General features: G+C 71.2%; 9 protein-coding genes. 5 read left to right on the plus strand and 4 right to left on the minus strand.

The window, feature by feature from the left end; genetic code table 11:
* Positions 1–66 precede the first annotated feature (66 nt).
* Positions 67–948 (minus strand): alpha/beta fold hydrolase, encoded by an 882-nt coding sequence (locus ACFXIV_RS38065; protein ID WP_379401814.1) that lies wholly within the window; start codon positions 946–948, stop codon positions 67–69.
* A gap of 220 nt (positions 949–1,168) precedes the next feature.
* On the opposite strand from ACFXIV_RS38065, the gene ACFXIV_RS38070 reads away from it, so the two are divergent.
* Both ACFXIV_RS38070 and ACFXIV_RS38075 read left to right on the plus strand, forming a co-directional pair.
* Positions 1,169–1,609, plus strand: coding sequence for a hypothetical protein (locus ACFXIV_RS38070; protein WP_379401813.1), 441 nt, complete (start codon positions 1,169–1,171; stop codon positions 1,607–1,609).
* 103 nt (positions 1,610–1,712) lie between these two features.
* Positions 1,713–1,967 carry a WhiB family transcriptional regulator gene (locus tag ACFXIV_RS38075; protein WP_379401852.1) on the plus strand — a complete coding sequence of 85 codons (255 nt, stop codon included), beginning with the start codon at positions 1,713–1,715 and terminating at the stop codon, positions 1,965–1,967.
* Positions 1,968–2,057: 90 nt separating this feature from the next.
* On the opposite strand, the gene ACFXIV_RS38080 is transcribed toward ACFXIV_RS38075, so the two are convergent.
* From ACFXIV_RS38080 to ACFXIV_RS38090, 3 genes are read right to left on the minus strand one after another with little or no spacing between them, the layout of a single operon-like run.
* Positions 2,058–2,816, minus strand: a complete 759-nt coding sequence (locus ACFXIV_RS38080) for a VOC family protein (protein ID WP_379401812.1) — start codon at positions 2,814–2,816, stop codon at positions 2,058–2,060.
* A gap of 35 nt (positions 2,817–2,851) precedes the next feature.
* On the minus strand, positions 2,852–3,154 hold the full coding sequence (locus ACFXIV_RS38085; RefSeq protein WP_354840404.1) for an MGMT family protein: 303 nt from the start codon (positions 3,152–3,154) through the stop codon (positions 2,852–2,854).
* A 16-nt stretch (positions 3,155–3,170) separates the two neighbouring features.
* Positions 3,171–3,956, minus strand: a complete 786-nt coding sequence (locus ACFXIV_RS38090) for an alpha/beta fold hydrolase (protein ID WP_379401851.1) — start codon at positions 3,954–3,956, stop codon at positions 3,171–3,173.
* 107 nt (positions 3,957–4,063) lie between these two features.
* Here ACFXIV_RS38090 and ACFXIV_RS38095 point away from each other — a divergent pair, with 107 nt between their 5' ends.
* The 3 genes from ACFXIV_RS38095 to ACFXIV_RS38105 all read left to right on the plus strand — a co-directional run bounded on the left by ACFXIV_RS38095 (position 4,064) and on the right by ACFXIV_RS38105 (position 12,819).
* Positions 4,064–7,888 carry an ATP-dependent helicase gene (locus ACFXIV_RS38095; RefSeq protein WP_379401850.1) on the plus strand — a complete coding sequence of 1,275 codons (3,825 nt, stop codon included), beginning with the start codon at positions 4,064–4,066 and terminating at the stop codon, positions 7,886–7,888.
* On the plus strand, positions 7,888–11,640 hold the full coding sequence (locus tag ACFXIV_RS38100) for an ATP-dependent helicase (RefSeq protein WP_379401811.1): 3,753 nt from the start codon (positions 7,888–7,890) through the stop codon (positions 11,638–11,640). Before ACFXIV_RS38095 ends, ACFXIV_RS38100 begins: the two co-directional genes overlap by 1 nt.
* 120 nt (positions 11,641–11,760) lie before the next feature.
* Positions 11,761–12,819 (plus strand): potassium channel family protein, encoded by a 1,059-nt coding sequence (locus tag ACFXIV_RS38105; RefSeq protein WP_379401810.1) that lies wholly within the window; start codon positions 11,761–11,763, stop codon positions 12,817–12,819.
* Positions 12,820–12,822 lie beyond the last annotated feature (3 nt).

Consider the following 12,822-nt stretch of genomic DNA (forward strand, 5'->3'; position numbering starts at 1 on the left):
ATCCGCCGCCGTGACCGCCATGGGCACGGCCCGCTCCCTCGAACACTCGGGGCAGAAGGCTCCCCGTCACCGCACGGCTTGAACCTCGCGTCCTGCGCGCATCCGCGGCCACGGTGTCGACAGCGCTCGTGCCAGCCGGTTCTCCCGCCGGACATTGGACAGCTCGACCAGCCGGATCAGTAGCGGCGCAACCACTTCCGGATGAGTCCAGACCGCGCCGTGTCCCGCGCCCGGAATGGTGACCACACCGCCGGCCCCGGCCAGCCCGGTGGCCAACGCCTCGGACTTCTGGGCGGTGCTGTTGGCGTCGTGGCTACCGCGCACCACCAGGGCCGGCACGGAGATCTCCGGTAGTCGATGCAGTACCGAGCGCCGGTCCATCAGGCACCGGGCGGCGGGCATGATGCTCTGGCGGTCGGAGTTGTACCAGCGGCTGGTCCAGGCGCGCCACAGCCGCGGATCGGTGCCGCCGATGAGCTGTGGGGCCAATTCGGCGACCAGCGGGGCCAGCGGCTCCGGACCCGTCCAGCATTCGAAGAATTCGCGGTAGTAGGCCAATTCGGCCGGATTGCACGCGGTGGCCTCGGTATCGATCAGGGCCAGGCCCTGCACCCGCTCCGGCGCCAGCAGTGCCATGCGCAATGCGGCGTAGCCGCCCTGGCTCATTCCGCCGATGACCGCCTTCTCGATTCCGAGTTCATCCAGGACCGCAAATCCGTCCGCCGCCAGATCCCAATAGCTGAACGGTTCGCCATCGGGTGACTGGGTGCGACCATGGCACCGCGCATCGACCGTTACGAGATTGACACCGGCGTCTGCCAGAGGTTCGCGCATCGGCTCGAACATCGACTCGTCCATGAAGAACCCGTGGGCGAGCAGCAGGGTCGGGCCGTTGATCTGGCTGGTGACGTAATGAACTGTTGCAGAACCTGATCGCACGTAAGGCATGGTCGGACCCTAGACGGCGGACGGGCCGCTCCCTACATGTTTGCCCGCGTGGTGCCAGGCACCGTTCGGTGAGGTTCCCGACGGGTACCCACACTGGCCAGTGTCAGTACTGCTAAGGGTTTGCCCCAGATTGCCTCAAAACTGGACAACAAGATCACGAGCCACTTTTAATCAGGCCGTGGCGCTTTTGGGACAAGCGCAATTTCAAGGGAGGAAACAAATGTTCGACGTCACCACCGCAGCTCGGCGCGACGACTTCCGGATCGATCGCGGCGCGGGATTGCGGGAGTCGCTCGAAGGTCTGCTGTTGCACGACGGGGTCGGCCTGGATGCGCGGATGCGCCACGCGATTTCGGCCGTGGTTCACCTCGCGGTAGATGCCCCGCTCGGCATTCCGGAAGACGCCGAAGAATTCCTGGGCCGGCTGGACGCCTCCTGGCTTTTCGCCGCCTGGAATGACAGTGATCAGGAACTGTCTCTGCTGAATACCCTCGCGTGCGGTGAGGTTCCGGCATTGAGCTGGTGCGAACTCATGTTCACCACCGCGTTCGCGCCCTGGTCGGGTGCGCCGGCGGCCGTGCACGCCCGTCGTATCTTCGTCAATGGTGAGCAGGCCCGTCTCGCCGCCGTCAGTGGTGACTGCGGTATGAGCCGCGCATAAAACATACCGCGCGTTCTTCTTTCTGATACTTCGCGCGTATTTCTCACTGATACTTATTGAAGGGACAGAGGAAGTGAAGCTGCTTTTCACCAATTTCGACGCAATGTTCGAATCCCTCGCCCGCCGCGACGGAGCCGAGAGCGAATCCTGGCATCAACAGGCGCTGTGCACCCAAACCGATCCCGAGGCCTTCTTTCCCGACAAGGGCGGCTCCACCCGGGAGGCCAAGCGCATTTGCTCCTCCTGCGCGGTACGCAAGGAATGCCTCGACTATGCAGTGACCCACGATCAGCGCTTCGGCATCTGGGGCGGCCTTTCGCCGCGCGAGCGCCGTCGTTACGAGCGCGGCGCGGCCTGAGGGGTAATCGGACCCGCTGGGTGATCCGGCTCAGCGCGGAGCACGGAATTGCCTGATCCTCGCGCGGGGAAGCGATCGGGATCGGCAGCCTCAATCGATAGTCGCTCGTAAGAGACAGAATTCATGGGTCTCCGGATCGGCCAGGACCAGGACCGGCTCGACAGCCGGTGACTCACCGCCGAACGGCGGTGCGTCGGGGCCGGCCGGAACCGCACCCGCGGCCCGCAATCGGGCCGCCTCCACGACGGGATCGTCGTTGGGGAAGGTGACGAGATCCAGATGGAGACGGCTGCGCTCACCCGGCGCCGCCGGATCGAGCAGGAATTCCAGCCACGGGCCCTGCCCGGTAGCGGCCCGGATACCCGCGTAGCGGGCGGTCCGGTGGGTGAGCGGCCAGCCGCAGGCGGCGGACCAGAACTCGGCCAGCCGCAATGGGTCCCGGGTGTCCACCACGATGGCCGCGACCGCACCGGTGTCCACGTACTGCTCACGCGGCTCCAGCACGCAGAACTCATTGCCCTCGGGATCGGCCAGCACCGTCCACGGCACCGCGCCCTGGCCGATGTCCAGCCGGCGGGCGCCCAGGGCCAGCGCCCGGTCCACCTGCAGCCGCTGATGATCCAGCGAGCGGCTGCACAGATCCAGGTGGATGCGGTTCTTGGCGGTCTTGGGTCGCCGCGCCGGGAGGAAGGTGAGCGCCACGTCCGGAGCGTCCGGGTCCGGTGCGGCGACCTCGACCTCGCCGGGCCGGTCCACCGTCACCTCCCAGCCCAGCAGCTCGGCCCAGAACCGGGCCGCCGCCCTGGGCACGACCGCATCGAACACCACGCAGGCCAGACGGGTGGACATCTTCTCACGGTAACCGGCGGGCGGGGTGGCGCGTATCAGGTTTCGGCGAACCGGTAACGGGCGCGTCGCAGGTCCACCCGGCCATCCGCGATCGGACAGCCCTCGGCGGCCAGCTCGGCCAGCTGCCGATGCGCCAAATGTGGTGCGGGCGTGCCGTTTGCGCGCAGCACCCGGTGCCACGGCAGGTCCGCGGAATCGGTGCGCATGATCCAGCCGACCGTGCGGGGCGTGGACAGACCCGCCGCGGCCGCGATATCGCCGTAGGTGGCGACCCGGCCGGGGGGAATGGCCGCGACCAATTCGCGCACTCGCTCGACTTCGGCTTCGGTGGTTGGCATTTCGCGCCTCCCGGGGTCAGAGCAGGGCGCGGACCAGTGCGGCGGTTTGCACCGGCCGCGCCTGCGCGACCATGTGGTCGCAATCGAATTCGTGGACGGTGAGCCGGTCACCCAGATGAGCGGTGAGCGCCGCGCGGAAATCCGGAGAAACCAGCGGCGGGTTCACCTTCATCGCCTGCACCATGACCGTCGGCATCTCGCGGGGCGGCAGCACGAAGTCCCGGGCGATCTCACCCCAGAAGGCGATGATCGCCGGCATGGTCATGCGCCAGCCCACCCGGCCGTTCGCGGTGGGCACCAGGTGCTCCGCCAGCTCCGCATCCAGAACCGCCGGGTCCACCTCGGCCCACGAGGTCTCCAGCTTGTCGAAGCGGGCCTGTTCGAGACTCTCGTAATCCGGTGCCGCCAGCATGGAATTCGCGATGGTCAGCATGCGCTCGGGTTCCAGGCCGATGGCCGGATCCAGCAGTACCAGCCCGCGCACCAGCTCCGGGCGGCGATGCGCCAGATGCACCGCGGTGGCCGCGCCGAACGAATGCCCGAGCACCACCACGGGTTCGCTCGTCTCGTGTTCCAGCAGCGCCGCGAGATCATCGACGAGAGTTTCGAAATCCCACGGCGGCACGCCGGGCGACCTCCCGTGCCCCCGCAGATCCGGTGCAATGATCCGGACATCGGGGAGATGCTCGTCGGCCAGCGCCTGCCAGCGCCGGCCGTGGCCCGTCAACCCGTGCAACGCCAGCACGACCGGACCGGTCGGGGGACCGAAACGATGACTATGAAGCTCCACCACGCTGCCCATTCTGCTGCCTGCGCCCGATATGAACAGCTTCCGGACTGTGATCGGCGGCACGGCCAACTCATGGCAAACGAAACCTGTCGGGGCGGTCTGTTGAAATAGCCGACGTGATGCGATCGGATAGCTCGGTGCAATTGGTGCGCCGGGCCGAGGCGGAGACCCCCTCGCGGGAGTGGGACGCCGCCCTCCGGCCGCTGTTCGACGACCTCGGCGCCGACCCCGGCTGGCAGCCCTGGCAGGTGCTCGGCGGACCCGGGACCGGCAAGACCGCGCTGCTGGTCGATGTGGCCGCCGCGCGCATCCTGGCCGGGGCCGCACCCGAATCGGTGCTGGTGCTCACCTACACCAAGCGCGCCGCCACCGCCGTGCGCGGCGCCATCACCGCCCGCGTCGCCGCGGCCGATCCGGAACTGGGCGGAGTGCCCGGCGCCACCCGCGGGCCGCTGGTGCGGACCATCCACTCCTACGCCTTCGGACTGCTGCGCTCCTTCGCGGCGGCGCACGGCAATCCGCCGCCGCGCCTGCTCACCGGATCCGAGCAGGACATCGTGGTGCGCGAACTGCTGCGCGGCGACCTCGCCGACGGCGCCGCCGCATGGCCCGAAAGGCTGCACCCCGCGCTGCCCGCCGCAGGATTCGCCGAACAATTGCGGGACCTCATGCTGCGGGCCACCGAACGCGGTCTGGGGCCCGAGGATCTCATCGAACTCGGGCGCGCCCACGGCCATCCGGAATGGGTCGCCGCCGGGCGCTTCGCCGAACGCTACGAGCAGATCATGATGCTGCGCTGGTCGGTCGGCATGGACGTGCCCGAGGCCAGCGCCCCCGCCCTCGACGCCGCCGAACTCGTCACCGCCGCCCTCGACGCCTTCTGCACTGACCCCGAACTCCTTGCCGCCGAACGCAATCGGCTGCACTGCATCCTCGCCGACGACGCCCAGCACCTCGATCCCCATGCCGCCCAGCTCATCCGCGCCCTGGGCAGCGGCGCCGCCACCACGGTCATCGCCGCCGACCCCGACCAGGCCGTCTACACCTTCCGCGGCGCCGACCCCCGCTTCGCCGCCGACCCCGACGCCCCCGCCGACCGCCGAATCATCCTGCGCCACAACCACCGCTCCACCCCGGCTGTCCAGGAAATAGCCGACCGCATAGCCGCCCGCCTCCCCGGCGCCGCGCCCCACCGCACTCCACCGCCCGATCCGCGCCGCACTGCCGCCACCTTCGATTTCCTCCACGAGATCGCCGCCGGCCTCGTGGACGGCGACGAATCTCGCGGTGCCGCAACCCCGCCGCACATCGACGGCCCAGCCGGCACATCGGGACCGAACGACGCGATGTCCACGACCGTCAACGGCGGCACGCGCCGTTCGAACGGCATCCGGCCCGCCGCCGCGGCCCCGCCGCACGCGACCGGCGCAGGCGATAGGGGCGGCACCGGGCGTAGTCAGGTCGGAGCGAGCGATTCGGTGCGGCGCTCGGCCGGGGGTATCGATGAACGTGGTCGATCCGAGAGTGCCCGGGGCGGTACGCAGTCCGGTGGCGAGGTGCGGGTGCAGGTGCTGACCACACCGGCGAAGGAGGCGGCACTGATCGCCGATCAGCTGCGGCGCGCGCATCTCACCCACGGGGTGCCCTGGTCGCATATGGCGGTGATCGTGCGGTCGGTGCCGCTTTCGCTGGCGCCGCTGCGGCGGGCGCTGCTGGCCGCCGGTGTGCCGGTGCGGCAGCCGCCCGCGGACGTTCCGCTCGCGCGGCGGCGGGGCGCGGTGTGGATGTTGCTGGCGCTGCGGGCCGTAACCGCGGGCGATCCGACCTCGGTGCGGCATCCGCGGCCGATCGCATTCAGCGCCGACGACGCGCTCGACCTGCTGGCCGGACCGCTGGGCGGGGCCGACCAGATCAGCCTGCGGCGGCTGCGGCGCGGTATCCGGCGCACGGTCATGGAGCTCGGATATCCGGAGCGCGCGACCGAGGAGGATGCCGAGCGCGATTCGATCGGTGCGGCCGAATCCGATGCGACGGAATCGGATCCGACAGAAAGCGGGCGGCCCTCCGAGGCGCCCGGTGCGGGTGCGGGCTCGTCGTCCGCTGCCGCACAGCCGCGTGGCGACAGCCCGGTCCGGCCGCGACCGGACGCCGAATTCGACCGGGACGCGGAGCGATTCGCCGACCTGGATCGGTCGTCGGCGGAGATTCTGCGGGATCTGCTGGTGGGGGCCGGGAATCGGGTGGTGCTGGAGAAGCTCACGCCGGTGGAGGCCGCGCCGCTGCGGCGGGTGCTGAAGGCGCTGGGGCGGGCGCGGAAGGCGCGGCGGGACGGGGGCGGGCTGGAAGACGTGATGTGGGGGGTGTGGACGGGCTCCACACTGGAGCGGCGGTGGGTGGGGCAGTCCGAGCGCGGGGGAGCGGTCGGAATGCAGGCCGATCGGGACCTCGACGCGGTGGTCGGGTTGTTCGAGGCGGCCGCGGCGTATGTGGACCGGCTGCCGCGCGCCACCATCGAAGGATTCGTGGAATACCTGGAGCAGCAGGAGATTCCGCAGGACAACGCGCCGGTCACCGATCCGGGCGAGGCGGTGACCATCTGCAGCGCGCACGCGGCAGCGGGGCGGGAGTGGGACACCGTGGCGGTGGCGGCCGTGCAGGAGGGCATCTGGCCCAATCTGCGGCCGCGCGGCACCCTGCTCGGCGTCGAGGATCTGGTGGATCTGCTTGCGGGCGTGGGCGGTTCGGGGGAGAAGGTGAGCCGGGCCGCACCGCTGCTGGCCGAGGAGCGGCGACTGCTGCTGGTGGCGTGCAGCCGGGCGCGCCGGTCGCTGCTGGTGACCGCGGTCGAATCCGTCACGGGGGACCAGGATCTGGTGCCGTCGCGATTCCTGGCCGACATGGACGGCGAGGCCGCCGACGGGCAGCCGGGCCGGATCCCGCCGCCGGTGGACCCGGGCCGCGCCCTGGCCATGCATGCCCTCATCGCCGAATTGCGCGCCGCCGCCTGCGATCCCGAGACCGCGCCGGAGCGCCGGCTGCGCGCGGCCCGGCAGCTGGCGCGGCTGGCGGAGGCCGGGGTGCGTGGCGCACACCCGGACGACTGGTACGGCACCGCGGAGCTCTCCTCGGCGAATCCGCTGTGGAACAGCGAAGAAGGCGCGATCTCGCTGTCGCCGTCCACCGTGGATCAGCTGAAGACCTGCCCGCTGCGCTGGGCGCTGGAACGGCACGGCGGCGGGGACGGCGAGAACCCGCACGCGCTCAAGGGCAATCTGGTGCACACCCTGGTACAGGCGCTGGCCGGGCAGGTCAGCGAGGACCAGGTCAAACAGGCCCTGGCCAAGGCGTGGAAGAAGGTCGACCCCACCGCCCGCGACGGCGAGAACTGGTACTCCCGGGCGGAACTGCGGCGCACCGAGACCATGGTCGACACGTTCCTGGCCTGGTTGCGCAATACCCGCGACGAGCTCACCGCCATCGGCGTCGAGGTGCCGGTGGACTGCGTGCTGCCCGCCCGCGGCCCCGGCGAACAGCCGGTGCGGATCAGCGGCCGGGTCGACCGGGTGGAGCGAGATGCCCTGGGCCGCTTCGTCATCGTCGACGTGAAGACCGGCAAGACCCCCATCTCCAAGCAGGCCGCCGAGGAGCACGCACAGCTGGCCACCTATCAGGTCGCCGCCGCCGAGGGCGCGCTCGGCGAGGGCGAGCCCGGCGGCGCGCGCCTGGTCTACGTGGCCAAGCCCAGCAGCAAGGAGGGCGCGACCCAGCGCACCCAGCCGCCGCTGGACGCGGACGGAATCGAGACCTGGCGCACCGTCATCCACGACGCCGCCGATGCCTCCAAGGGCCCCAGCTACCTCGCCATGCGCAATGACGGCTGCCGTCACTGCAAGGTGGCCGGCAGCTGCCCCGTGCAGGACACCGGCCGGCAGGTGACGGACTAGTGCGCGTCACCCCGCGTCAGCTCGCCGACGCGCTGGGCCTGCCGCCGCCCACCGACGAACAAGCCGCCGTCATCGCTGCCCCGCCGGGACCCACCCTGGTGGTGGCGGGCGCGGGCGCGGGCAAGACCGAGACCATGGCCGCCCGCGTGGTCTGGATGGTGGCCAACGGCCTGGTCGAACCCGAACAGGTGCTGGGACTGACCTTCACCCGCAAGGCCGCCCAGCAGCTCACCCAGCGCATCCGCACCCGCCTGGCCCGGCTGGCCGGCGCACCGGTGGTGCGCGACATCGACCCCACCGGCCACCTGCGCGCCCAGCTCACCTCGTCCGAACCGGAGATCAGCACCTACCACTCCTACGCGGGCCGCCTGCTCACCGAATACGGCCTGCTGCTGCCGGTCGAACCCACCGCCACCCTGCTCACCCAGACCCAGCTGTGGCAGCTCGCCTACCGCGTCGTCTCCACCTGGGACGGCGACCTCGACACCGACCGCAGCCCCGTCGGCGTCACCGAGGCCGTGCTCGCCCTCTCCGGCCAGCTCGCCGAACACCTGGTGGAACCGCACCAATTGGCCACGGCCCACCTGGAATTGGAGCGCCTCGTCCACACCCTCCCCGCCGGACCCCGGCAGAAGGGCGGCCCCAAGAAGGCTCTCCTCGACCTCCTCGAAGCCCAGCACGAGCGCGTCGCCCTGCTGCCCCTGGTGGATCGCCTCGCCGAGGAACTGCGCCGCCGCGGCGCCCTGGACTTCGGCGCACAAATGTCCTTGTCCGCCCGCCTGGCCGCCACCCACGCGGAAGTCGGTGCGGCCGAACGCGATCGCTTCCGACTGGTCCTCCTGGACGAATACCAGGACACCGGCCACTCCCAGCGCATCCTGCTCTCCTCCCTCTTCGGTGCGACGGCTCCACCCGACCCGGCCGCCGCGCGGACCCGGCAACCGCTGGCCGTGACCGCGGTCGGCGACCCCATGCAGTCGATCTACGGCTGGCGTGGCGCGTCGGCGGCCAATCTGCCGCGCTTCGCCACCGACTTCCCCAGTGCCCCAGGGATTCCCGCGCCGGTCCTGCCGCTGCTCACCAGCTGGCGGAATCCGCCGGAGGCGCTGGATCTGGCCAACCTGGTGTCGGATCCCCTGCGCGAGCGGGCGGCGCGCGGCGGGGGAGTGACGGTGGACGCGCTGCGGCCCCGCCCGGACGCCACGGCCGGACTGGTCGCCTTGGCGCTCGCGGAAACCGTTGCGGTGGAACGGGAGTGGGTCGCCGAACGGATCGCCGCCGAATGGGAGGCCGCGAGCGACGCGGGCGACCCGCCGCCCACCTCCGCGGTGCTGGTGCGGCGCAATGCCGATGCCGCCCCGCTCGCGGAAGCTCTGCGGGACCGCGGATTACCCGTGGAGATCGTCGGCCTGGGCGGGCTGCTGCACACGCCGGAGGTCGCCGATATCGTCGCCACCCTGCGCCTGGTCGCCGACCCGTCGGCCGGTAGCGCGGCGGTGCGCATCCTGACCGGTGCCCGCTGGCGGATCGGGGTCGCGGACATCGCGGCCCTGTCCCACCGTGCGCGGGAGCTGTCCATCCGCCGCCCCATCGGGCAGACCGACGCCATCACCGACACCGCCACCCTGGACGAGGCGCTGCGCGAGGTCGCGCCCGAACCCGCCGAGAAGGCCGGACTCGGCGACGCCATCGCCGATCCCGGTGAGCCGGACCAGTATTCGGCCCAGGGCTTCGCCCGCATCACGGCCCTCGGACGCGAGCTCTCCGTACTGCGCGAGCGGGCCGGGCAGCCGCTGGCCGAACTGGTCGCCGATGTGGAGCGTACCATCGGCATCGGCGTGGAGACCCAGGCCCGCCGCACCCACGCCGCCGCCGGGCGCGAGCACCTCGACGCCTTCGCCGAGGTGGTGGCCGGATACTCCGCCGACCACCGCTCCTCCCTGTCCGGCCTGCTCGACTTCCTCGCCGCCGCCGAAGAGGTCGAAAACGGTTTGGAGCCGGGCGAAGTCGAGGTCGCCCACGACCGCGTCCAGGTGCTCACCGTGCACGCGGCCAAGGGCCTGGAATGGGAGGTGGTCGCGGTCCCGCACGTGGTGGACGGCACCTTCCCGTCCGGCACCGGCACCGCCACCTGGATGGGCGCGCTCGCCGAACTCCCGACCGCGCTGCGCGGTGACCGCGAGCAGGAGGACGCCACCGACGGCGTCCCCGTCCTCGACCTGGCCGACCTCTACGACCGCGCCGACCTGGAACGCGCCCTCGACGACCACAAGAAGGCACTCGCGGCCCGCCGCCTCGACGAGGAACGCCGGCTGTTCTACGTGGCCCTCACCCGCACCGAGCGCGCCCTGTTCGTCTCCGCCCACCACTGGTCGGAGACCGGCTCGAAACCCAAGGGCCCCTCCGCCTTTCTGCTCGAACTCGAACACGAGACCGAGGCCCCGGGCTCGGCGCCGGCGCGCGGTGTGCACATCGACCGCTGGGACGATCCGCCCCTGCCCGACACCCCCAACCCCTTCACCGACAACCCGCAGACCGCCACCTGGCCGCGTGACCCGCTCGGCTCCCGCCGCGAATTCGTGGAGGAGGGCGTGACCCTGGTCAAGGCCGCACTCGACACCCTGCGCGCCGAATCCCGCCCACAGCAGACGGAACTCGACTTCGGACCCGAATTCGGCGGCGCCGCAGCCGATCCCGAGCCCGAGGACGAGGATCCCGAGGGCTGGGCCGAGGATGTCAGCGCCCTCATCGCCGAGCACCGCGCCGCCGAACAGGCCGTGCGCGAGGTCGAACTGCCCGGCCAGCTCGCCGCCACCGCCCTGGTCGACCTGAGCGCCGATCCCGCGAAACTCGCCGCCCGCCTGCGCCGTCCGCTCCCGTACCCGCCCAGCCCCTACACCCGCCGCGGCACCGCCTTCCACGCCTGGCTGCAGCGCTGGTTCGGCGGCGCGCGCCTGCTCGGTTTCGAGGAACTGCCCGGCGCGGCCGACATCACCGACACCGACGCCGACCTCATGCGCCTGCAGGAGGCCTTCCTCGCCTCCCCGTGGGCCGACCGCAATCCCGTCGAGGTGGAGATCTCCTTCGAAACCACCATCGCGGGCACCGTGATTCGCGGCCGCATGGATGCCGTGTTCCGCCGCCCCGACGGCACCTGGGTCATCGTCGACTGGAAGACCGGCGCGGAACCGCAACGCGCCGAAGAGGATTCGGTCGCCGTCCAGCTCGCCGTCTACCGGCTGGCCTGGGCCCGTCTGGAGGCCGCCCGCAGTGGCCGCGCCGAATCCGACCTGCTGGCCGAGACGGTCGCCGCCTTCCACTACGTCCGCACCGGCCGCACCATCGCCCCCGAACACCTGCCCGGCCCAGCCGAACTCGCCGCCATCATCACCGACGCGGCCCCCCGCCGGATTCCGCCGACCCCGCCCGAACCCCCGCTCCCGCCCGAGCCGGACGACGACGACCCGGGTCCTGCCGAGCCCACCGATGTCGAAATGCTGCGTCTCCCGGCCGCTTCGGGGCGATCCGCACCCGCCGGACACGACGATGAACCCGCGCCCGGCTTCGAGCCGCCGCCCGACCCGGAAGCGCCACCCGGCTCCGATGCGCCACCGCCCTCGGCGCCGATGCCCACCGAGCGCGCCGATGCTCGCCCCGGCTCGCACTGGGATCCGGTGCCGGGCTTCGATTTCCCACCCGATTTCGAGCCGCCACCCGATCCGGAATCGGTGCCGCCGGACCCGCTGCACTGAGCCCCGGACCGCCGCGCGACTTCGCGACGCGCGCCCGCCGGAACCGCCGCACGGCGTTTCGCCCGGTACGCTCCGGACCTGTGCCGCAGCCAGAAGTGCCCGAAATGACCGGTGATTCGCGTGTTCGGTGACTCCTCGCGCGGACTGGCCGGTCTCACCGAGCGGCCCGACCACGCTCTGGTCGGCGTCCTGCGGGTCCCCTCCGCCCAGTCCAGCCCCTGGTACTCGTTGGTGCGACGGCTGGGCGTGGCGGTGCTGCTGCTGGTGGGGGCCACCCTGGTGGTGTACATCGGACGCGACGGCTACCACGACAACGCCCGCGACCGGATGGGCCTGCTGGACTGCGCCTACTACGCCACGGTGTCGCTGTCGACCACCGGCTACGGCGACATCACACCGGTCACCCCCACCGCGCGGCTGATCAATATTCTCATTGTCACGCCGCTGCGGATCCTGTTCCTCATCGTCCTGGTCGGCACCACTCTGTCGGTGCTCACCGAACGGTCCCGGCAGGCGTTCAAGATTCAGCGATGGAGGCGCACCGTGCGTAATCACACCGTGGTAGTCGGCTACGGCACCAAGGGCCGCACCGCAGTGGACGCCATGCTGGCCGACGGCGCGCAGGCCGGCGACATCGTGGTTGTCGACACCGACCCGCAGGTGCTCGAATTCGCCGCCAACGCCGGACTGGTGACGGTGCACGGCTCGGCCACCAAGTCGGATGTGTTGCGGCTGGCCGGAGTTCAGCACGCCGCGGCCGTCGTGGTGGCCGCCAACCGCGACGACACCGCCGTCCTGGTCACCCTCACCGCCCGCGAAATCAATCCCAGGGCAAAGATTTCCGCGGCCGTGCGTGAGGCCGAGAACACCCACCTGCTGCGTCAGTCCGGCGCCGACTCGGTAGTGGTGTCCTCCGAGACCGCCGGCCGCCTGCTCGGCATCGCCACCACCACCCCGGCCGTGGTCGACATGATCGAGGACCTGCTCACCCCCGAGGCCGGCTTCGCCATCGCCGAACGCGACGTGGAGAACGAGGAGGTCGGCGGCTCCCCGCGTCACCTGCGCGACATCGTGCTGGGCGTGGTCCGCGACGGCCGCCTCATCCGCGTCGGCGATCCCGAGACCGACGCCCTCGAGACCGGGGACAAGCTCCTCTATCTGCGCCGCGTCCACGCCTGACGA

The sequence above is a fragment of the Nocardia sp. NPDC059236 genome, assembly GCF_042754085.1.
In the GTDB taxonomy this organism is placed as follows: Bacteria; Actinomycetota; Actinomycetes; order Mycobacteriales; family Mycobacteriaceae; genus Nocardia.

Coding starts and splice junctions, on each gene's coding strand:
- ACFXIV_RS38080 (WP_379401812.1), bottom strand. CDS start 2,816: ATGTCCACCCGTCTGGCCTGCGTGGTGTTCGATGCGGTCGTGCCCAGG.
- ACFXIV_RS38090 (WP_379401851.1), bottom strand. CDS start 3,956: ATGGGCAGCGTGGTGGAGCTTCATAGTCATCGTTTCGGTCCCCCGACC.
- ACFXIV_RS38065 (WP_379401814.1), bottom strand. CDS start 948: ATGCCTTACGTGCGATCAGGTTCTGCAACAGTTCATTACGTCACCAGC.
- ACFXIV_RS38095 (WP_379401850.1), top strand. CDS start 4,064: ATGCGATCGGATAGCTCGGTGCAATTGGTGCGCCGGGCCGAGGCGGAG.
- ACFXIV_RS38085 (WP_354840404.1), bottom strand. CDS start 3,154: ATGCCAACCACCGAAGCCGAAGTCGAGCGAGTGCGCGAATTGGTCGCG.
- ACFXIV_RS38075 (WP_379401852.1), top strand. CDS start 1,713: ATGTTCGAATCCCTCGCCCGCCGCGACGGAGCCGAGAGCGAATCCTGG.
- ACFXIV_RS38070 (WP_379401813.1), top strand. CDS start 1,169: ATGTTCGACGTCACCACCGCAGCTCGGCGCGACGACTTCCGGATCGAT.